This is a genomic window from Methanoregula boonei 6A8 (assembly GCF_000017625.1).
GTDB lineage: Archaea > Halobacteriota > Methanomicrobia > Methanomicrobiales > Methanospirillaceae > Methanoregula > Methanoregula boonei.
The window spans coordinates 1398644-1420115 of record NC_009712.1 but is presented as its reverse complement, the minus strand read 5'-3'; the positions used below and the strand labels follow the sequence as shown (position 1 = coordinate 1420115).

Annotated in this window: 20 protein-coding genes; 12 read left to right on the top strand and 8 right to left on the bottom strand. The window is 57.6% G+C overall.

Annotation, left to right across the window (positions count from 1 at the left end; genetic code table 11):
* Positions 1-27 precede the first annotated feature (27 nt).
* The 6 genes from MBOO_RS07240 to MBOO_RS07215 form a co-directional block, all read right to left on the bottom strand.
* Positions 28-1131 carry an MFS transporter gene (locus tag MBOO_RS07240; RefSeq protein ID WP_012106937.1) on the bottom strand — a complete coding sequence of 368 codons (1104 nt, stop codon included), beginning with the start codon at positions 1129-1131 and terminating at the stop codon, positions 28-30.
* Between the two features lie 13 nt (positions 1132-1144).
* Entirely contained in the window at positions 1145-3064 is a 1920-nt protein-coding gene (locus MBOO_RS07235; RefSeq protein WP_012106936.1) for a beta-CASP ribonuclease aCPSF1, read from the bottom strand.
* Positions 3065-3088: 24 nt separating this feature from the next.
* Positions 3089-3730 (bottom strand): archaeal proteasome endopeptidase complex subunit beta, encoded by a 642-nt coding sequence (psmB, locus tag MBOO_RS07230; RefSeq protein WP_012106935.1) that lies wholly within the window; start codon positions 3728-3730, stop codon positions 3089-3091.
* Between the two features lie 84 nt (positions 3731-3814).
* Complete coding sequence (locus tag MBOO_RS07225) at positions 3815-4663, bottom strand: CBS domain-containing protein (RefSeq protein ID WP_012106934.1); 849 nt, start codon at positions 4661-4663, stop codon at positions 3815-3817.
* 5 nt (positions 4664-4668) lie between these two features.
* On the bottom strand, positions 4669-5097 hold the full coding sequence (locus MBOO_RS07220) for a universal stress protein (RefSeq protein WP_012106933.1): 429 nt from the start codon (positions 5095-5097) through the stop codon (positions 4669-4671).
* A gap of 29 nt (positions 5098-5126) precedes the next feature.
* On the bottom strand, positions 5127-6173 hold the full coding sequence (locus tag MBOO_RS07215) for an amidohydrolase family protein (RefSeq protein WP_012106932.1): 1047 nt from the start codon (positions 6171-6173) through the stop codon (positions 5127-5129).
* Between the two features lie 48 nt (positions 6174-6221).
* Between MBOO_RS07215 and MBOO_RS07210 the strand changes: the two genes are divergently transcribed.
* Entirely contained in the window at positions 6222-6392 is a 171-nt protein-coding gene (locus MBOO_RS07210; protein WP_048068364.1) for a preprotein translocase subunit Sec61beta, read from the top strand.
* Between the two features lie 31 nt (positions 6393-6423).
* Here MBOO_RS07210 and MBOO_RS07205 read toward each other — a convergent pair whose 3' ends face one another.
* Positions 6424-7176, bottom strand: coding sequence for a coenzyme F420-0:L-glutamate ligase (locus tag MBOO_RS07205; protein WP_048068363.1), 753 nt, complete (start codon positions 7174-7176; stop codon positions 6424-6426).
* 156 nt (positions 7177-7332) lie between these two features.
* On the opposite strand from MBOO_RS07205, the gene MBOO_RS07200 reads away from it, so the two are divergent.
* The 3 genes from MBOO_RS07200 (at position 7333) to MBOO_RS07190 (ending at position 9454) form a co-directional block, all read left to right on the top strand.
* Positions 7333-7602 (top strand): DUF1922 domain-containing protein, encoded by a 270-nt coding sequence (locus MBOO_RS07200; RefSeq protein WP_048068362.1) that lies wholly within the window; start codon positions 7333-7335, stop codon positions 7600-7602.
* Positions 7603-7744: 142 nt separating this feature from the next.
* Positions 7745-8992 (top strand): BaiN/RdsA family NAD(P)/FAD-dependent oxidoreductase, encoded by a 1248-nt coding sequence (locus MBOO_RS07195; RefSeq protein WP_012106929.1) that lies wholly within the window; start codon positions 7745-7747, stop codon positions 8990-8992.
* 87 nt (positions 8993-9079) lie between these two features.
* Complete coding sequence (locus MBOO_RS07190; RefSeq protein ID WP_012106928.1) at positions 9080-9454, top strand: hypothetical protein; 375 nt, start codon at positions 9080-9082, stop codon at positions 9452-9454.
* A gap of 34 nt (positions 9455-9488) precedes the next feature.
* Here the strand turns inward: MBOO_RS07190 and MBOO_RS07185 are convergent, their stop codons facing one another.
* Entirely contained in the window at positions 9489-10694 is a 1206-nt protein-coding gene (locus tag MBOO_RS07185) for a TraB/GumN family protein (protein ID WP_012106927.1), read from the bottom strand.
* A gap of 202 nt (positions 10695-10896) precedes the next feature.
* Between MBOO_RS07185 and MBOO_RS07180 the strand changes: the two genes are divergently transcribed.
* From MBOO_RS07180 to MBOO_RS07145, 8 genes are all read left to right on the top strand, one after another.
* The gene (locus tag MBOO_RS07180) at positions 10897-11694 is read left to right on the top strand and encodes an ATP-binding protein (protein WP_012106926.1); all 798 of its coding nucleotides are present in this window, start codon (positions 10897-10899) and stop codon (positions 11692-11694) included.
* A complete protein-coding gene (locus tag MBOO_RS07175) occupies positions 11691-12470 on the top strand; it encodes an ATP-binding protein (RefSeq protein WP_012106925.1) in 780 nt (259 codons plus the stop codon). Before MBOO_RS07180 ends, MBOO_RS07175 begins: the two co-directional genes overlap by 4 nt.
* 105 nt (positions 12471-12575) lie before the next feature.
* The gene (gene cdhA / locus MBOO_RS07170; protein ID WP_012106924.1) at positions 12576-14936 is read left to right on the top strand and encodes a CO dehydrogenase/acetyl-CoA synthase complex subunit alpha; all 2361 of its coding nucleotides are present in this window, start codon (positions 12576-12578) and stop codon (positions 14934-14936) included.
* Entirely contained in the window at positions 14933-15487 is a 555-nt protein-coding gene (gene cdhB / locus MBOO_RS07165) for a CO dehydrogenase/acetyl-CoA synthase complex subunit epsilon (RefSeq protein WP_012106923.1), read from the top strand. Before cdhA ends, cdhB begins: the two co-directional genes overlap by 4 nt.
* On the top strand, positions 15480-16865 hold the full coding sequence (gene cdhC, locus MBOO_RS07160) for a CO dehydrogenase/CO-methylating acetyl-CoA synthase complex subunit beta (protein WP_048068361.1): 1386 nt from the start codon (positions 15480-15482) through the stop codon (positions 16863-16865). The genes cdhB and cdhC overlap by 8 nt, the downstream gene beginning before the upstream one ends.
* 3 nt (positions 16866-16868) lie before the next feature.
* Positions 16869-18104, top strand: coding sequence for a CO dehydrogenase/acetyl-CoA synthase subunit delta (gene cdhD / locus MBOO_RS07155; protein WP_012106921.1), 1236 nt, complete (start codon positions 16869-16871; stop codon positions 18102-18104).
* Positions 18105-18115: 11 nt separating this feature from the next.
* Positions 18116-19546: an acetyl-CoA decarbonylase/synthase complex subunit gamma gene (gene acsC / locus MBOO_RS07150; RefSeq protein ID WP_012106920.1), complete on the top strand. Its 1431-nt coding sequence runs from the start codon at positions 18116-18118 to the stop codon at positions 19544-19546.
* 73 nt (positions 19547-19619) lie between these two features.
* Positions 19620-21467: an ASKHA domain-containing protein gene (locus MBOO_RS07145; RefSeq protein ID WP_012106919.1), complete on the top strand. Its 1848-nt coding sequence runs from the start codon at positions 19620-19622 to the stop codon at positions 21465-21467.
* The last annotated feature ends 5 nt before the right edge of the window (positions 21468-21472 follow it).

Genomic DNA, 21472 nt, shown 5'->3' with positions numbered 1-21472 from the left:
TGTTTTACCCTAACGGTCTGGCGTGGTTTACATTCCTGTCGGGGCCGGGTTGCAGCGCCTGCCGCAGATCAAAAATGCTACCGTTCCGCCAAGGATTGCGGTGAAAACGAATGCGTAAGGATACCCTGCTCCTTCAGCAAGGATCCCGGCAATAAACGGCAGGATAGTCATACCCAGGTAACTTGCGGTAGAAAACAGGCCCATGACCAGCCCCTGCCGGTCCTGTTCTCCTGCGAGGATCGCCATCTGGGCAACCATCACGATACCGGCAAGGGCCCCGAGCACCACAAAACCAAAGGGAGAAACAAAGGAGAGAAGAACCCCCCCGGCCATAAGGACCGCTGACCACCGGATAGTATCCCGTGCAGGCAGGGGAAATCGGGAGATCACCAGCACCGTAATAATTGTAGCCACGCTCATCGCCGCGAGCCAGATACCAAGGACATCTGCCGGTTCTTTTGAGAAACCCGGGTACAGTGACGAGATCACGCCGGTGATCCCCACAAGGACAATCGCAGAATACCACAACCGTACATGGGCACGAATGAGCGCGGCAATCCCCCGGAGATCCTGTCGGGGGCTGGCAGCGGTGCAGGAATGTGCCACCGGTGTTTCGCGGATGATGAGGCCTGCGGCAAGTGCCCCAAGGGAAATTAGGGTAAAAACGCCGATTCCCAGTGCTGGCTCACTAAACCGGGTGGCAAGCCATCCCGAAATCGCAAGACCGGCCACCAGCCCCACATTGAGCATGGCCAGGTAATAACCACTCAGGCGGGTGTGGTTTGGTTGCGAGTTGATATACGACATCCCTGCCGCGATAAAAAGACCGGCTCCGAGACCCTCAATGAAGCGAAGCGCGATCACCGGCAGGGGCCCCGATGCGCAGAAAAGCAGGGCCCCGCTTATCACCGTCAGCACAAGGCCGGCGCGGATCACCGGCACCCTGCCGTATCTGTCGGAAAGAATGCCCCCGGGGAGCGTGAAGAGGAAGGCACCAAGAAAATAGGCAGCATAGATGGCGCCCTCCTCTGCCGCTCCCGGTGCAAATGCAGGAAGCACCGGGACGATCGCATTTGAAAGTGCCATCAGCGCAAAGACGCCCAGACAAATGACAGCGAGGTATGCCTTCATTGATAGTTCAGTGTTATACCATGCGGTACGTTTCCAGGTTCATCGGAGAGTGCGTCTGGATATGGTAACGTTTGTAGATGGAACTGGCAAGATCGATGGTGTTGTTCTCATCGCCGTGAATACAGAAGATCTTCTCGGGCCGGGGCTGGATCTGGCCGATGTAGTTCATCAGCTGGCGCCTGTCAGAGTGCCCTGAGAAGCCGTCGATGGTGTCAATCTCGAGGTTAATTGTGATCGTGCCCTTCCGGCCCAGGGGTACCTCGCGCCACCCCTTCTGGATGCGCCTGCCCTGCGTTCCATCAGCCTGGTACCCGACAAAGACGAGCGCATTCTTCTCATCCTCGGCAAGGTTAAGGAGGTATTCCATGACCGGTCCGCCGTTGAGCATCCCGCTTGTGGAGATAATAACGCACGGATCGCCGTTGATCACCTTCTCGCGGAGCTCGGATGAGTCCACCTGCTGGAAGCACTCGGCAAGGAAGGGGTTCATCCCCTCCCGGAATATCAGGTTCCGGAGGTCATTGTTGAGGTACTCCGGGTAGGTAGTATGGATGGCTGTTGCCTCGCGGATCATGCCGTCGAGGTAGATCTTGACATGCGGGATTTTTCCAAGACGCATCCCCTCTTCAAGGGCAAGCATGACTTCCTGTGACCTGCCCACGGCAAATGCTGGAATGATCACTTTGCCGCCCCGCGAGAGTACCTTGTTGATTGTCTCGTAGAGCTTCAATTCTGCGTCCGAGCGTGCCGGCTGGAAATCATTGGAACCGCCATAGGTGCTCTCCATGAAGAGGGCTTCGAGGCGCGGGAACTGGTTAATGGCCGGGTTAAAAAGCCTGCTTTTGCTGTAGTTGAAGTCCCCGGTAAATGCGATGTTGTACAGCCCGTCTCCGATGTGGAAATGTGCGATGGCGGAGCCAAGGATATGGCCTGCATTATGGAAGGTGAGCTTGATGTCAGGGGCGATATCGGTCACGCTGCCGTAATTGAGGGTAATCGAGTGCCGGATGTAGGTCTTGACCTCATTTGAACTGTAGGGGATCTTGCGATCCTCCTTGTTGATGACATCCAGGTAATCCAGCTGGAGCATCGCCGAGAGATCCCGGGTTGGCGGGGTGGAATATACCGGGCCCTCGTACCCGTATTTGTACAGGAGGGGTATGAGTGCACAGTGATCGAGGTGGGCATGGGTAAGGACCACGGCATCGAGCTGGGCGAGGGGGTGGATCTCGGGGACATAGAGGTATGGGGTCCCGCCGGCATTGTCCGGTTTTTCCCCGCAGTCGATGAGCACACGGCTGTCAGGGGTGGTTAAGAGGAAGGCTGCCCGGCCTACTTCACGGCAGCAGCCAAGGGTCGTGACCCGGACCCACTGGTCTTTCCTTGGTGCATCCTTGTTGGTTTCGTCCCGGCCCGGGATATCGCGGTGGATCCGGCGCCCGATGGTACGCAAAAACGTTTTCCGTTCCTCGTTGACCGAGCGCAGGTACTGCCGGACCTGCTTGACCGTGGAACTTTCAATTGGCGGGGTGCGGACCACTTTTGGCGTCCAGCCTATATGCTTGGTGATCTCGCGCAGCGTGATCCCGTTTTTCCCGATAACTACACCGGGTTTTTCTGCCTCGATAAGAACTTCCCCGGTATCCGCGTCAAAGAAAATATCCGTGATACCTGAGGAATCCGGTACAACCGCCCGGATCTCGTTTGCCGCTTTCTCAGGATCCTCAAGGATAGTGGGACGGACAACGATCCGCTTGCGCAGATCGCGTGCCAGGACCCGGATCAGGTCGGCTTCATCGGCAAACCGTTTGGGATCATCCGTGTAGATCACAAGTTCGGGCCCTTCAAATTCAACCTCGGTGACCCGGATTCCCGAAGGCACCCGCTCGTTGATCTTATCCCTGAGCTCTTTTAACCGATCTTCAATCAACATAACTGTAAACGTCCTAAAAAGAGATTATGCGATAGTTTTGGCGAGGTGTTTTTTTATGGTCTCCTCACTGACATTTTCGTATCTGTCTTTGGTGATGACCACAACATGGATTCCTTCGCCGGATCCGGCATCGCGCTTCATGGCCGACCGCAGGGCACGGACCGCAAGTTCGACTGCCTCATCCTCGTTCATCCCCGGGCGGTACCGGTCTTCCAGCACACCGTAGGCCATGGGCGAGCCGGAACCGGTGGAGACAATGTCCTCCTCCTTTGTGGCCCCTCCCATTGCATCCACCGAGTAGACGCTTGGCCCGTGATCGTCAATTCCGCCGACCAGCAACTGGACGTAGTACGGGAAGTACCGGTTCTGGTTTAAGTAGTTGGAAAGGAGCGTAGATGCGGCCCCTACCGTGATCTCCCGTGACCTGCGTATCTGGTACAGGTTGCATTCAACGGTAATGATCCGGGCCAGCTGCTGTGCATCCCCGACCCCGCCGGCAATTGTCATGCCGATACGGTCGGCGATCTGGTAGACCTTCTTTGCACGCTTGCTTGCGATCATATATCCCATGGTCGCACGCTTCTCCGTGGCAAGGATCACCCCTCCGGCAAATACCAGACCTACCGTTGTCGTCCCTGTCATAGATTCCTGATATTGTTCAGGCATATCAACACCTCAAAAACAAATGAACGCCTAAAATCAATTAAAAGCGTTTTATAGGTAAAATGACACCGGGGAACTTAAAGGTTGTTATTCCGTATCCTCTTTGCAGAGGGCCCGGATAAGTTCCCGGTCAAAGAGCATGGCTGACAGCCTTTTATCCCCGTTGACCACCGGGAGCTGGTCGACCCGCGATCTCCGCATCTTGAGCGCACATTCGCTCACTTCGGAGTTCTTGGGAACTGCCACGACATTCTTTACCATGGCCAGTTTCACCGGCCGGTTGGGCAGCTGCACCCGGGAGATGCCAAAACTGATGGAGTGGTTGTCGCGGATGCTCTCCCAGGTCCACTCGTCATCATCTGTACCGTTCGAGAAGTCGGAAACGCCGACAGAGTCTTCGATTGACGAGTGCCGGATCAGGTCACGTTCTGAGATGATGCCCTGGAGGACACTGTCAGAATTGAGGATCGGGATTGCGTCCACACCGGAGATCTCCATGACCCTTCCTACAAGCGGGAGCGGGGTGTCTTCCCAGAGTGCAAAGGTTGTACTTGTATAGAGATCTTTGATCTCATCTTTTATCTTCATCTGGGCAATCGCGTGGATGAGGTCGGCAACTGAGATCAGGCCGATCAGCTTGTTGTCCTCTACCACCGGTAACCTTCGGATCCGGTGGGAAACCAGCAGCCGGGCCGCCTCCCGGATATCTGCATCAGGGCCGATGGTTATCGGCTTTGAGGTCATGAGGAGGCCGAGCTGGGTTTCCTCGGGTTTTCGCAGGAGATCCTTACGGGTGATGATGCCGACCAGCTTCTTGTTCTTGAGAACGGGTACTCCTGAGATGCCGGTGCGTTTGAGGATCTTGAGAACATCGTCGCGGTTGCCGGGGATATCGACATGGACGACATCGGACGTCATGTAGTCTTTAACAAGCATGTCGGTTATGATCTCACCACCATGGTCGTGACCGGGCTGTGTGTAGTAATATAGGTGCTGACGCTTCCTAAGAGAATGCTGTCGGTCCTGCTCTTACCGTGGGAACCAGAAACGATAAGGTCGGCCTTCTCTTTTGCGGCCAGAGCCAGAATCTCGCTCCCGGCGTGTCCCTGCTTTAAGTGCGGAGTAAGAGTTACACCATTTTTTGCTGCGATTTTTTTTGCTTTTTCAAGGACTGCATTCCCCTCGGTTTCAAGCGCACGGTACATGAGTTCTACGGTATTGTCTGAGGGGAGTGATGTAAAAAGGCCCGTTTCTACCACGTATACTGCATGAAGCCGTGCGTTCCATAATTTTGCTTCGTCGACAGCCCGTTCGATAGCCTGATCGCTTGCCTTTGAACCATCGATGGCAACAAGTATGTTAGTAAACATTGGCATCACCCGAAACAAACATGCCATTTTTATTGAGTTTTCAAATTAAAAACGTTATTCCCGCGCATGCCCGTTTGAGCGCGTTTTACCAGAGATGCGACCGGGTCGCGGCTGCATACAAGCGCGGATTGGGCCGGATCGAACGTAAAAAAGGCTGCGCGGGCACCTTTACGGATGAAAAATGGTGTACGGGTCAGTTCCGATCCTGCAACCGCAGATCGGAGGATAACCCGGGGATCGAGATGGTAGATCGTTGAGAGAAATGCCATCTCCGAGAACATATCCGGGGGGATAAACATTACATTGTCTGTTCCAAGCAGGAGGGTGCACCCCAGCTCGATCATGGTCCGGACTGGGGGATGGCGTGCCGATGAGGTCACGCCCAGTACCCAGTTGGACCGGGGGCAGACCACGATCGGGATCTCCTGTTCCGCACATGCCCTGAGCTGCCTTTTTGTTGCATGAGTCATGTGGATGAGAAGATCCGGTTCAAAGGAGAGGGCTGCATCAATGTCGCCACGGTCCCGCTCACCCGCATGGAATGCTATTTTTTTTCCGGCATTCCGTGCGTGCCTGATCATCTCTTCCACACCCGGAACATCACGGGTACTGCTTACCCCAAGGCCGTCTGCAAGATCTTCTCCCCCTCCCCTTCCGAAAATGACCGGTCTGAAAGTAAGGCCGGCCACTGCGTCCCTGAGTGCCAATACCCCTTCCCTGCCACCTTCCCGGAAATCAGCACAGCCCAATGTCCCGGATCGGATCATCCCGGTAACCGATGCACGCATACCCGCGGTAAGATCCTTTTTTGTTGCAGCAGCAAGGAGCCGGTGCTTGAGGCCGTCTGGAGGAGTAACCAGGCTGACCAGATCGCCGGTGCTTCCGCAGTCCATGGCAATGGTATCCCCAAGGTGGGTATGTGCATTAAAAAAAGCCGGGCAAATCCAGACCGGAGGTGCACGGGGATTTTCTTCGATAGCCGTGATCCTGTCCCCTTCAATTACGATATCCACCGGCCGCAGCGCGAGCTCTTCACCCACAATAGCCTGGCCCGAGAGAACCTGTCCTGCCTGCATCAATCCCCGTAACTCTCTTTTATATAGCGAAAAAGGAAATATATTTGTATGGCAAAGAAGCAAGGCGGAAGGTTACTCTCCTCAGCAGGTCTCGTCAACTACTACGAGAGCGAGGACCGGCGGGCTGTTCATATCAGTCCCATAGCGGTCATGGCTATCGCAGCAGTAATCGGGATCATTGTTATGGCCCTTAATCTTCTCTATTCAACACACGCATAACCCGGCTAATACAGCCGGATCCCTTTTTCTCTCATGAAGGGTTGTGCCCTTTGAGCAGTTTTCTTGTGATATCCTCTGATTTCGAGAAATAGATCTCGTCATGGCCGGTCCATGATGGGCAGTTATGGAAGATCACTGCGGGAACCCCGTTGTTGCTCTCCCCCATGACAAAGTTGGCAAACCCTGCAATTTCGTCCACCACTGCCTCCTCAGTGATCTTGAGTTTGTGGCCGAAGAGATCAGTATCTCCCCGGAAGTCCCGGATCGCGGTAAACCCGCTCCACCCGATGGCATGCCCGGTCTGGCCCCGCCTGAAGGATCTCCCGCAGGTATCGGTGATGATCACACCGATGGTTTTTCCGGTGATCCTTTTGATCTCCTCCCTTACCTCCGCTGCCGCCTGCATCGGGTCCGGTGGGAGGAAGATCACGTGGCCATCATCGATGTTGCTCTGGTCCACCCCTGCCCGGACTCCGATGTGGCCGAATGGAAGTTCGGAGAGAATAAAAGGATGCTCCATGAGGATCTCCTTTGAGGCATCGAGAACGGCCTGGACAAACCGGGGGTCTTCCCCGTTGAGTTTTCCCAGCCGGACAGCCTGCGGTGAAGGGGTGATCTCGGAAAGGGATTTGGTATAGCCCTTGGCTTTTGAGTAGATCGTGGAAGCAAGAGACAGGATATCTCCATTGTGTATCTCCACTTTCTCACAGATCATCGCGGGAATATTATCACCGGATTTTATGAGGGGAAGTCCCCGGATACCTGTGACAGCGATATTTTCCATAATCCCTGTGTATGGGGTAATCGCACCATATAGGGATTTCGTTTGGCATTATGGTATAACAGTTCTCCCTGTTTTTCCCGGCAGGATACATTTCCGGAATCCCTGACCCGGATATCAATATATTTTTATAGAGGTCACACAGATGACCTCATGCCTATGTACCTCATCCTCCGGTGTCCGGGATGCAGGGCGTTCTCCTATGTGGACCGGTTCCAGAAGTGGAAACTCTGCCCGGCCTGCGGGCATGCGTTCGAGGTTGCCAAGGTGCCCGCGTACCTTGAGGTCGGGGATTACCATGATGCCGAACACATCATCCGGCAGATGGAAAAACACCTCCATACCCATAAAAAGAAGGATTTTACCCCGGAAGAGGCCGCGGAGCTGCGCCATCATTATGCAGAATGGTTCCGGAAAAAGTGTAATTAGGTCCCTTGTGCGGTAGTCCCTCCGGCTTCCCGGAAACTGCGATCGTTCGATGTACCTGACTTACAAAAACCTGCTCTTGATGGTGATATAATGCAAGGTTCATCTGCCGGAAAAGCGAGATAATCCGTACACAGGTGCCCTTTTGGAAAAGTACGATACGGTAATTGCCGGTGCCGGTCCGGCCGGCATTTTCTGTGCGATCCATGCTGCGGCCCCGCAAACCCGCGTACTCTTACTCGAGAAAAACGCCACGCCAGGAGCGAAACTTAACATCTCCGGTACCGGCCAGTGCAATCTCACTCACGAGGGAGATATCCGATCGTTCTTTTCCCGGTACGGTTCGCACGGCCAGTTCCTCAAACCGTCCCTGTTATCCTTCACCAACAAGGCCCTAATCGGATTTTTTGAGGAACGCGGCCTTTCTTTTGAGACAACGCCGGGGGGGAAGATCTTTCCCAGAAGTCGTAACGCCGCCGATATTACCGCGCTCCTTATCCGGGAATGCGAGCTCAGGGAAGTTATCCTCAAATGTGGGGAACCCGTCCGGCAGGTTGAGATTGCAAATCCCGGTTTCAGGGTTCAAATATCGGCCGGGTGGGTATACGCCCGGCACCTTGTCCTTGCCACGGGAGGGGCCTCGTACCCAAAGACAGGCTCCACCGGTGACGGGTACCGGATCGCGGCGTCTCTTGGCCATACGATTACTGATGTTGGCCCTGCACTTTCCCCGGTTATTGCAGAACCGTTCCCGTTTTCCTCACTTGCCGGGATAACCTTTCCTGCGCTCCCGTTCTCACTCTGGCGCAACGGCCGCAGGATTATGGAAGGAAACGGTGACCTGCTCTTTACGCACACCGGCCTCTCCGGTCCTGGCATTCTTGACTGCTCCCGGGACATACGGGCCGGTGACGAGATCCGGATAGCGTTTTCCGGGTCTGTCAGGCGCGATGCGCTGGAACGCGAGATCCTTGCTGCCATTGCCCGTTCACCTTCAAAAGCGATCAAGTCCCTTGTTGCCGGGCTTGGAATTCCCGAACGGCTGGCCCGTCTTCTCCCGGAATGTGCGGGTGTTCCGGCCGACAGTACCGGGGCCCACCTGACCGCTGCCGCCCGCAACCGGTTGATCAGCATGCTCACGGAATACCCGGTCCGGGTTTCATCAGTAGGCAATCTTTCTGTTGCCATGGTAACCCGGGGCGGTGTTGCACTTGATGAGGTGAATCCCAAAACCATGGAATCGAGACTGGTACCCGGCCTTTTTTTTGCCGGGGAGGTGCTCGATATCGATGGGGATACCGGCGGGTTTAACCTCCAGGCCGCGTTTTCTACAGGACACTGCGCAGCCCGGGGTATCCTGTCGGGAGCAAACAAGGAAAGACAACACCCCTGAGTAAAGCCCCCCGCTCCTGATGCCAACCTATTTATCGGTTCAGGTTCGAGCCACTCTGGTAAGGGTAGTGTATGCGGGAGCGCGTATATGGACGAGGATTCAGCCAACCGGCGGGAAGGAAAAATGGACACCGGTGAGGCAAATGCCGGAGTGCCCGACCCTTCCTGTACTCCGGCGCCTCCCGTTGCAGGTGGTATGACTCTCGAACAGATTATTGATGTAACCGGTGAGTTCTCGCACCTCAACGATCTGGTGATGATCCATATTGAGAAAGCCGGGGGATTTACCGGGGCAGAGGAGTATTTACGGACTGTCGAGCCAATCCTCGATTTGCTTGAAGTGGAGATCCGGATCCGGTTTTCTGCGGGCATGACTCAGCAGCAGATGAAACTGGTAGTGCAGGACTGGATTGACCAGGAGATCCGGGCATGCACAGTGGGGACCGGAATACACGAGCCCTGACCGGTCCTTTCCGGATTATCTATTGTTTTCTTTTTTAAATGAGCCCGGCGACCCACGTATACATGTTGTGAACCCCGGTGGAGATCACCGTTCCCGGGTCAATGTGAAGCAGCGGGAAGACAAGGAAAAAATACAGCACGGTACCTATCAGGCTTCCCAGGTTTGCCAGCGCTGCCACGAGTACGACTTTAAAGAGCGGTATGCGTGCCATCTCCCGCAATGACTCTGTCTCATAGATCTTCCGGAAATCCGAAACCGGCGGCTTCCTGACCTTTGCCTCAACGTATGCGGCAAACCACCCGGCATGGAGCAGCGGGTTAAGTGATGTCATCCACGCCACGGCAAAACAGGTTAGGGCAGAATAGGGATGGCCGCCGGCAATGAGGGTAAATACCGCGGCAAGCACCCCGTGAATGATTACCCAGAAGAGGAGTGCGTACAGGAGTACTGTCCAGCCTACGCCAGAAAATGCAATCGCGGCAAGCAGGAATGCAAAGAGCCCGGTGACTGCAAAACCGAAAATTTTTGCCCAGGGAAAGGATTTTGGCTCTTTAATGAGTGAATCAAACGGCGGCAGGGTCTGCGGTTTCTCGACATAATTCGTAATGCCCTGGCGGTGGCCGGCACCGACTATGGCAAGGATGCGGGCATCCGGTCTCTGCGCCTTGAGAATGACCAGCTGGTGGGCGATGAACGCATCCCGCTCGTCAATCAGCGCATGGGCCCCGTTGGGCGAAAACCGGTGAAACTCCTCCATGACAGCATCGATGATATCCTGGTCCTTGAGAGATTCGATATCGATCTGTTCTCCCTTGTCCACTTCGGCAATCGAGAAGATTAATGCAAAAAACATCTTGATCTTCTCGATTACCCCCATGGATTTCCAGAACCGGAGCAGAGTAAGGCGGATGTCGCGGTCCACGAGGGCAACCGGGATATTGCGGCTTTCTGCTTCAGTAATGGCAGCCTTCATCTCGGCCCCGGGCTCAACACCAACATCGACGCCGATCTTGCGCTGGAGGTAGGAGAGGAGCCACTGGACAAGAAGCGAGTTGAAGTTCTTGACTTCAAGGACATCCTCCACGGTCGGGTCCTTTGCCTGTTTCTTGAGGGCCGCAAACCGGGCAGGATCCAGTTCTATTGCAACAATGTCCGGCCGGAACTCCTCGATTGCGGCTTTCACCTCATCAACACTTTTCTGGGAAACGTGTGCAGTCCCGACAATCCGAAGTTCAGCCATCAGCCACCGTACTTCCTATACCGTTGGCCGTTTACCCTCATTAAGGTACGGGACTTCTCCGGGTGAAGGGAGCGGATCCACCCGTTCAATTCCCACAACAAATCTGTTTTTTTGCCGGGGCGTGTCCTATGAGATCATTGGTAACGTAACCGGTTTCTTAAACCGGTTCTGCCAATATATCAAAAACAGGGTGTGGTGCGGGATGAAGATCGCAGTGGCAGGGAAAGGCGGGTCGGGAAAGACACTTCTCGCCGGGAGTCTGGCCTTCCTTTTTGCCCGCGCCGGGCATACAACCCTCGCCTTGGATGCAGACTCTGCGCCCAACCTTGCCTTCCTGCTCGGCCTCTCCCCACGCGAAGCGGATGCCATTATCCCGGTCTCGAAGAACGCGGATCTCATCGCCGCAAAGACCGGGACATCCTATCCCGGCGTGTATGCGCTGAATTTTTCTGTGAATGATATAGTAACAAAGTATGCCGTCCCCACCCCTGCCGGGCCGCACCTGCTGGTCATGGGCACCGTGACTTCGATGGGTGCCGGGTGCACCTGCCCGGCAAACAGCGTGGTCCGCGCCCTGCTGCGCCACCTGCTGGTGGAGCACCGCGAAGTTGTTATCCTTGATATGGAAGCCGGTGTTGAGCATATCGGGCGGGGAACTGCAGAGAACGTGGATGTGATGCTCGTGGTAAGCGATGCCCACCGGCAGTCGCTTGCCATTGCCGGGAAGATTGCACAGATGGCACGGGATGCCGGTATCCCCCGGGTGGAACTGGTGGGAAACCGGATCCAGGATCCGGCGCAGGATAGGGTTATCCGGGATTTTGCCCGGTCCCGGAATCTTCCCGTTCCTGGTATGATCCCGTTTGACCCGACGGTGACGCGGGCAGGTGTAGCCGGGGAAGCAGTCGCTGCGCTCAAAGGCTCGGCAGCGCTTGATGCCATCGCCGGGATCCTTTCAGAGACCAGCCGGGAAATGGCCGATCAGGAAGAACACCCATGAAGACACTGGTAACCATGGGCCGGGGGGGTACCGGTAAGACAAGTTTTGTCGCACTGCAGACCAAATTTTTCCTTGAGCAGGAAGAGGCCCCGCTTCTCCTCATCGATCTCGACCCTGACCAGAACCTTGCCGAGATGGTGGGCGTTGATCTCGAACGCGAAGGGGTAAAGACGATTGCCGAGCTCGTGACCGAGACCTTCATTAAAAAGGGCGGGACGATGACGGGTATCGCCCCCACAGAAAGGATCGAGAGCCGGGTGCTCCGGGACGGGCTGTATGAGAGTGAGCATTTTGACCTTATCGCTGTGGGGACCAAGTGGATCGAGGGTTGTTACTGCATGCCGGATGCAGCGCTCAAAGGGGCGCTCTCAACGCTTGCAAAAAACTACCGGTGCGTGCTGGTCGATTCTCCTGCCGGCCTCGAACACCTCAACCGTAAGGTGACGGCCAGCGTGAGTGATCTCTTCGATGTGCTGGGGCCGTCCCACAAATCCTTCCTCCATGTCAAACGTGCCGACCGGATCGCACGGGAAGTCGGGATCGCGTTCGACCGCTTCTTTGTGGTGGGCGGAAGCCTTTTCCCTGCCGAGCTTGGTGCAAGGGCAGAAGAGGAGACCGGGCGGGAGTACCTGGGAAAGATTGCGTTCGATCCCCTGGTGCAGGAATCGGTCATTGCAGGCCGGCCGCTCCTTGACCTGCCGGTGGATTCCCCGGGATACCGATCGGTCTGTACCCTGATGGAACGAGCCGGTTACGGGAAACCCGGTTCAGGGTGATCCCCCGGTACCCGTACCTTTGGTATCCCGGTCGATTTGGTTAAAAACCTGTACGTGTACATATATACCAGTATCCTGTATTTTAGGTGACAATTTACCCCGGTTGTGCTGCTGGTGACGGAAAAGAAAGTCTCTTTGTCGATAAAGGAACTGGATGCCGGTTTTGGCCGGATCCGGGACCTCTCGGTTTCTATCGGGAAACTTTCTGCCGGGGACTGGGCTGAAGAAAAAGGCCCGACGCCATACCCTTCACTTGCCACCCTTCGTGAGTGGGACCATACACTCCTCTCCCGGTACCAACCGTTCTACATGCCCTTTTGCGATCTCTGCTGCCTGTGCACCTACGGCAAGTGCGATCTTACCGGCACCAAAAAAGGAGCCTGTGGGATCTCGATGCCGGCCCAGCAGGCCCGGACCGTGCTCCTTACTGCGTGCATCGGTGCCGCCACCCACACGAGCCATGCGCGTGAGCTCGTGACCTATGCCATCAAGCGTTCGGGTCGCGACTGCGAAATTGATCCCGGCGGGAATGCGATTGGGGTGGAGGCACCTGTCATCCGGCTTGTCTGCGGGGAAAAGCCGCAGATCCTTGCGGATCTTGAAACCGTCCTAGATTACTGCGAGAGCCAGATCACGTCGCTTCTTGCGGCAACCCATACCGGGCAGGAGGGCAAATACCTGGATTTCGAGAGCAAGGTGCTCCACGCCGGCATGATCGACCAGGTGGGCATGGAGGTAGCAGACCTTGCGCAGATCTCGGCGCTCGGTTACCCGAAAGCCGATCCCGATGCACCACTTGCGGCGCTCGGCATGGGAACAGTTGAGACCACAAAACCGGTGATCCTGGTCATCGGCCATAATGTTCCGCCCGCGGTTGCCATTATCGATTACCTTGCGGAGGAGAACCTTACCGACCAGGTGGAGGTGACCGGCATCTGCTGCACCTCGGTTGATGCCACCCGCTACTCTCCGCGGGCAAAGATCATCGGCCCCATGTCCTGGCAGCTACGGTACATCCGGAGTGGGATTCCCGATGTGATCGTCGTAGATGAGCAGTGCGTCCGGACCGATGCGTTTGACGAGGCTGTGGCTGCCGGCACGCCCTTTATTGCCACATCTGATAAGAACTGCATGGGCCTTCCCGACCGGACCCGTGACCCGGTGGATGCCATAGTTGCCGATCTCTCGTCAGGCCGGGCCAAGGGTGCCCTGATCCTTGATTCGGAAAAGGCCGGCGAGGTGGCAGTCCGGGTGGCCCGGACCGTGATGCCGGCACGGAGGAAAACCTCCACTGCCCTTTCACCGGAGGCAGTCCGCGAAAAGGCTGCTGACTGTACCCGGTGCCGGCTCTGCCAGCGGGCCTGCCCCAACGACCTTGCTATCCCGCAAGGTATGAAAGCTGCGGCGGAAGGCGACCTCTCGCTTCTTTCTCTTCTGTACGAGACCTGTGTTGGATGCGGGCGGTGCGAGCATGCCTGCACGCAGGATATCCCGGTCCATTCGCTGATCGTGGCTGCAGCCGCAGAGAAGATCAAAAACGAGAAGTTCGTGATCCGGACTGGGCGGGGCGCTATTCAGGATGTCGAGATCCGCAACGTTGGCGGGCCCATCGTTCTCGGGGAGATCCCGGGCGTTGTGGCATTTGTCGGCTGCTCCAATTTCGCAAACGGCGGAAAAGAAATCGCCGAAATGAGCGTGGAGTTTGCAAAGCGCCGGTACATTGTCTGCACCTCGGGCTGTGCCGCGATGTCGATTGGGATGTACCGGGACGAGGAGGGAAAGACCCCCTATGAGCAGTTCCCGGGCAGTTTTACTGCAGGAGGGATCGTGAATGTCGGTTCCTGTGTCGCAAACGCCCATATCGCCGGGGCAACCATCAAGATCGCAAGCATCTTTGCCCGACGCAACCTGCGCGGGAACTATGCCGAGATCGCCGACTATGTCCACAACCGTGTCGGTGCGGTAGGTGTTGCGTGGGGTGCGATGTCCCAGAAGGCGGCGGCAATCGCAAGCGGGTTCTGGCGGCTTGGGATCCCTGTGGTGGTCGGCCCCCATGGCACCAAGTACCGCCGGATGCTCCTTGGCCGGGCTGACCGCGATGAGGACTGGTATGTTCACGACCAGCGGACCGGCGAGAAAGTCTATGCCGGCCCGGCCCCGGAGCATCTCTTTGTGGCCGCCGAGACAAAAGAAGAAGCAATGGTGCTTGTGGCAAAGCTCTGCATGCGGCCCAATGACACGACCCGGGGCCGGGCAATGAAGCTCACGCACTACATTGACCTGTACCAGCGCAGCCACGGCGCATTGCCGGAAGACATCCCGCGCTATATCCGCACTACCGCAGATATTCCTGTGACCCTCAAAGGTGAGATCACGGGTATTCTTTCCCAGTCCGGCTGGAAGGAACAGCCCATACCGGACCCGACCCTGCTTACCCGTGATATGCCCGGGGAGGGCCGGCTATGAGTTCAGCAGATCCCTGGCAGACAGCCGAGGTGGGCGGCCCGAAGAAAGCTACCGTGATCACCAAGCCGGCCATGGCAAAAGCCGTGATCGGCCGCGCCCGGTCACCGGTGCTCCTGCTTGGGAACCAATCTGCATCAGCAGAGATCGGGGACCGGAAGCTTGTTGATTACCTGCTCGTGCTTGCCCGGGCGTACCGGATCCCGGTCATTGCCACCGGGAACGTTAACCGGGCCCTCGTAGAGAGGGGATACATGAATGCCCTTATCTTACCGGCAGTTGTGGCCGGCCAGAGGATCGCGGATCCTGTCTGGGAAGGGCCGGGGGGAAAGGGCCCCTGTGATCTTGCCATCATCGCCGGCCTCCCGTATCCCATGGCCTGGACACTTCTTTCCGGGCTCAAGCACTTTGCCCCGCATACAAGGACGATCACGCTGGACAACAAATACCAGCCCAATGCCACCTGGTCGTTTGCCAACCTCTCCGAAAAGGACTGGCAGGAGAACCTTGAGGCCATAATCGAAGAAACCACGGGAGGCGCGGCAGGTGTTTGAAAATATGCCGGTGGATGTCGGGCTTGTCCACGTGGGTGAGAGGATCCGGAAAAACGACATGCATGTCGAGCTCGGTGGCCCCTCAGTGGAAAAGAAGTTCGAGCTGGTAAAAGTGCGAAAGCCCGGGGAGATCCGCGATGGGGCGATCACGGTTGTCGGCCCGGACCTTTCTGCCATGGAAGAGGGCGGAAAGTTCCCGCTCGGTATCCTTGTCGAGATTGCGGGCCCCCAACTCGAAGAGGATATCGAAGGCGTGATCGAGCGCCGGATCCACGAGTACACCAACTATGTCGAAGGCTTCATGCACCTCAACCAGCGCTACGATATCTGGGTGCGGGTATCCAAAAAAGCCTATGCAAAAGGACTCACCTCCCTTACGCACGTGGGAAAAGTCCTCATTGACCTCCTCAAAAATGAGCTTCCGATTATCGAGAAGATCCAGGTCACATTCTTTACCGACAAAGAGGCAATCTCTGCCCGGTACGCCGAGGCAATGGCCTCGTATGAGGCACGCGATGCCCGGGCCCGGGGGCTCACCGACGACGACGTGGATGTCTTTTATGGCTGCGCCCTCTGCCAGTCGTTTGCGCCAAGCCACGTCTGCGTGATCACGCCCCAGCGGTACGCAAACTGCGGGGCCATCAGCTGGTTTGACGGGCGGGCAGCAGCCCGGATCGATCCCAAGGGCCCGATCTTTCCCATCAGCAAAGGAGAGTGCGTTGACCCTGTAAAAGGCGAGTACACCGGGATCAATGAGAGCGCAAGGAAACGCTCGCTTGGCACCGTGAGCCGGATCTTCCTGTACAGCGCCTTTGCCTGCCCGCATACTTCCTGCGGCTGCTTTGAAGGGATCGCGTTCTACATTCCCGAGGTTGAGGGCTTTGGGATCGTTATGAGGGGCTATGGGGACGTAACGGTGAACGGTCTGCCCTTCTCCACCATGGCGGATTCTACTGCCGGGGGCAGGCAGGTGGACGGGTTCCACGGGATCTCGCTTGAGTACCTGCGTTCCCCCCGGTTCCTTGCCGCGGACGGGGGATATGCCAGGGTAGTCTGGATGCCTGCCGAGCTCAAGGAGCAGATGCGGGCATTTATCCCCACAGATCTCTTTAGCCGGATCGCAACCGAGAAGGATGTCCAGACGGTAAGCGAACTCCGCGACTTCCTTTCCGGCAAGTCCCACCCGGTCACCGAACGGTGGAAGGCAGAAGAGCTCGTGCCTGCAGAGGAGACAAATGGTGCCGTGCAGGTCTTCTCCGGCGGGGATTTCCCGGTGATGGCGGGGGGATTCAAGATCATCTTCAAGAACGCGAAGATCACCGCGGACCGGGTCATTATCGAGCCGATCCGGCCCAAAAAACCCGGGGAAGGTGCATAAGGGATGCCGGAAAAGAACCCGCGTAAGGATCTGATGGTGCCGGAACCGCAGGCAGGCCAGGAAGTGATCTCCCGGCTCCTATCCCTGCTCTCCGGTAAGGAGCGCCTTGAACTGGAGAACTTCTCCATGGAGGTGGGCGACCTCGAGTTCTGGATCCCCGCCGGCATTCCTGCCGCATCCCCGGGCCTGCCCGCCGTTCCCCGGAAACCGGCCTCACTTTTTGCAGAGACGTTTGTCCCGCACGATGAGGAGTTCGCGGGCAGGATCCACGAGGTGAAACTGGGTGCAACAAAGGCCGATGGAGGCAGCCGGAGCAAGACACTTGTTATCGGGGGATCGACCTATCCTCCCTTTGTTAGCGCCGATCACCCCGCGCCGCATCCGCCCGTCTTCGCACTCGATGTCTTTGACATGGAGACCCAGCTCCCGCGGGTGCTCATGGAGAACGTCAAGGACGTCATGGGGGATCCTGCCGAATGGGCAAAGATGAACGTGAAGAAGTATGGCGCGGATATGGTCACTGTGCACCTCATGTCCACCGATCCGCTCATCCGGGATGCTTCTCCTGCGGCAGCGGCTAAGACGGTTGAGGAGGTGCTCCAGGCCGTTGACGTTCCGCTTATCATTGGCGGGTGCGGTGACCCAAAGAAGGATGCACAGGTCTTTAGCAGGGTAGCTGAGGTGGCCGATGGCGAGCGGCTGCTCTTGAACTCCGTCACGCTCGGTATGACCGAGACAAAGACGCTCGATGTTGTGGCCCGGGCGGCAAAGGAGCACAACCACGCGGTGCTCGGTTTTACCGGCCTTGAGCTCAACAAGGCAAAGGAGCTCAACCGCCGGCTCTACGAGTATCTCCCGCCCGAGGACATTGTGATGGACCTCACCACCGTTGCCCTCGGGTACGGCCTTGAGTATTCGTTTACCATCCACGAGCGGGCCCGGCACGCTGCCCTGATGGGGGATACCGAGCTCCAGCACCCCACCATCTCTGCATCCACGAACGCATGGGCGGCCCGCGAGGCATGGATGAAGATGGACAGGAAGTACGGTTCGCGGGGACTGCGTGGCCCTCTCTGGGAGACGATAAATGCGCTCACGCTCCTCCTTGCCGGGGTGGACATCTTCATGATGATGCATCCGGCCGCAATCCGGACCTGCAAGGATACGATCCTGATGTTTGCCGAGAAAGACGCGCCGGTGCCGGGTGATGTGGCCCGCTGGGCTACCATGAAGATCTAGGGAGGAGCACGATGTCGGAACGCGAACCAAGAAAGACGATCAAGGAGATCAGCCCGATTGACGTGTACAAGCTCCTCCCCAAGACCAACTGCAGGGAATGCGGGGAGGCCAACTGCATGGCCTTTGCCACAAAGGTGGTAAACGGTGAGCTTGCCGTGGATAACTGCCCGCCGGTCACCAAAGAGGAGTACCGGGCCAATTTTGAGAATCTCTCAAACCTCATGGCCCCACCGGTCAGGACCGTTCATGTCGGGACCGGGGAACGGGCCATGAAACTGGGCGGGAAGTACGTGCTGTACCGCCACGAGTTCACCTACCACAACCCGACCCCGATTGCCCTGGATATCTCTGATGATCTTTCTGATGAGGAGCGGGATGCCCGGGTAAAGGCAATTTCGGAGTTCTCCTACAACTACATCGGGCGCGAGCTCCGGCTGGATGCAATTGCGATCCGTTCGACCCGGCATGACCCGGCTGCCTTTGCCGCAGCCGTAACCGCAGTTGCCTCACAGACCGATCTTCCTCTCATCCTCTGTACTTACGATGCTGCGATCATGGCGGCAGGCCTTGCCCATATCCGCGAGCGCCGCCCGCTTCTCTATGCAGCCACCAGGGACAACTGGAAGGAGATGGCAGAGCTTGCCCTGCGGTACGCCTGCCCGCTTGTGGTCTCGGCCCCCCATGATATCGCACTTCTGCGCTCACTGGTAAAGACGCTTGTGGCCTACGGGGTGACCGATCTCGTGCTTGACCCGGGGACCTCAGTCGAGCCCGGCCTCTCGGGCACGATTCATCTCTTCTCGCAGATCCGCCGTGCGGTCTTTGCCGATGGCGACGATCTTCTGGGCTATCCCCTTCTTGGCACCCCGATTACCGCGTGGCTCTCCCCCGAGATCTCGCACGAGCTGATCCAGTGGAAGGAGGCGTGCGCTGCATCGATGCTCCTCTCCCGGTATGCAGATCTCCTGATCCTCCATTCCCTTGAGGGATGGGTTCTCCTCCCCCAGCTGATCTGGCGCTTTAACATCTATACCGATCCGCGAAAACCAGTCTCGGTTGATACCGGCATCAAAATTTTTGGCTCGCCCAAACCGGATGCCCCGGTGCTGATTACCACAAACTACGCCCTGACCTACTTTACCGTGGAAAGCGATATCAAGGCCGCGGGGATCGACTGTTTCCTGATTGTGGCAGATACCGGCGGGAACAGCGTGGAGAGTGCTGTTGCCGGACGGTACCTCAACGCGGAATCGATTGCTGCGGTCCTCAAGGATACCGGAATCTCCGACCGGGTCAGCCACCGGTACCTGATCCTCCCGGGGCTTGCCGCACGCCTGAGCGGTGAGACCGAGGAGGCAAGCGGCTGGCATGTGCTGGTCGGGCCAAAAGACTCGTCCGGTATCCCGGCCTTTTTAAAGGCTCACTGGCCGCCAAAGACATGAGCGGACGGTCGCTTTCGGGCCGGACAAACGGTCTGATCCCGCAGGGATACTGATTACAGGAGGAAGACAATCCATGGAACAGCCCGATGCACCGGTGATCAGGGTAATCTTCCAGCCGATGAACCGGGTGGTCACGGTTCCGTCCGGTACCTCGCTCCTTTCTGCAATCGTGCTTGCCGGGCTTACTATCGAGAGTATCTGCGGGGGAAAGGGAACCTGCGGGAAGTGCAGGGTCATCCTGAATTCCGGCAGCTGCACGGACGCGCCGGACACCGTCACCGGCTGTCGCCTCACCCGGAAGGAACGGGAAGCCGGCTACCATCTTGCCTGCCAGGTGACGGTGCTTTCCGATGCGGAATTTACGATTCCGGTAGAGAGCCGGATCGACTCCCCGCAGATCCTGGTAACAAAGCCTGCTGTGGCCGGCACGGTTGAACCAATGGTCATGCAGTACCTCGTGGAACTCTTTCCTATCGAAGGCCTGCCGGTGGCCTCGCAGTCCGTCCGGTTTGCCGGCTATTCCGGCCTGCGCCCCCGGATGACCGACGAGCAGTACCACGCGCTCCTGGACCCGGATACCCCTCAGACGGCTCTTCTCTCCACGCTTCATTCGCCTCCCAAGGTGCTTGCGTTCCTGCCTGCCGAGAATCCGGTCCGGCTGTACGGCGTGGCTATCGACCTTGGGACCACCACCGTGGTTGGCTGCCTTGCCCGGCTTGACACCGGCGAGATCCTTGCCACGGCTTCCACCCTGAACCGCCAGATCACCTATGGCGAGGAACTCCTCACCCGGATCGGGTACGCGGCCTCTCCTGCGGGTCTCGCTACGCTCCAGAAATCAGCAGCCGCTGCCATTAACGATGTGATTGCAACCCTGGCCTTAAATGCCGGTGTCGAACCCACAGCCATCTTTGCCCTCACTATAGCCGGAAACACGGTGATGAACCACCTGCTCTGCGGCCTTGATCCCCACTACCTTGAGCTTGCAGATGCCGAGGTCTCGCGTGTGCCGCTTATCCGGACTGCACAGGGGCTTGGTCTTCTTGCCAACCCGGCGGCTGAGGTCTACTGCCTTCCCAATGTCAGCCGGTTCGTGGGCGGGGATGCGATAGGTGATATGATCACGGCCGGGATGCAGGAATCCGATGACCTCAGCCTGATGGTGGATCTGGGAACAAACGGAGAGATCGTGCTTGGCGACCGGCACTGGTCTGCCTCGGTCTCCTGCGCCTCCGGCCCCGCATTCGAGGGTGCCGGCATCCGGGCCGGGATGCGGGCGATGAAAGGAGCGATAGATCATGTGGAGGGAGACCCGACAACCGGGAAGATCCGCTGGACCACGATCGGCGCTGCCCCGCCCCGGGGCATCTGCGGCTCGGGGATCGTGGACCTTGCTGTTGCCCTGGTAGAGACCGGTGCCCTGGATTTTGCCGGCAAGTTCGATTCCACCAGTCCCCGGGTCCGGGCCGGGCCTGACGGGGCAGAATACCTCCTTGTCCGGGACGATGAGAGCGGGACCGGGCGGGAGATCGTGATTACCCAGCAGGACATCGATTACCTCATGGACTCCAAGGCCGCGGCCTGCGGGGCGATCGCGGTCCTTCTCAAGCGGTACAAGCATACGGTGGGCGATGTCCGGCACCTGTACCTTGCCGGTGCATTCGGGGCCTACACCAACATCGAAAAGGCGGTCCGGTTCGGGATCCTTCCCTGGTTCCCGGCAGCCACGGTCCACATGATCGGAAACGGGTCGCTCTCGGGGGCATATGCCTGCCTTGTGTCGGAGAAGAGCCGGGCCGCGGCCGAGTCCATGGCCCGGCACATGGTGTACATCGATCTTATGACCGACACGGCGTTTGCCGAGGAGTACGCGGCTGCACTCTATATCCCGGGACGTCCCGATCTCTTCCCCTCGAAATAACCCCG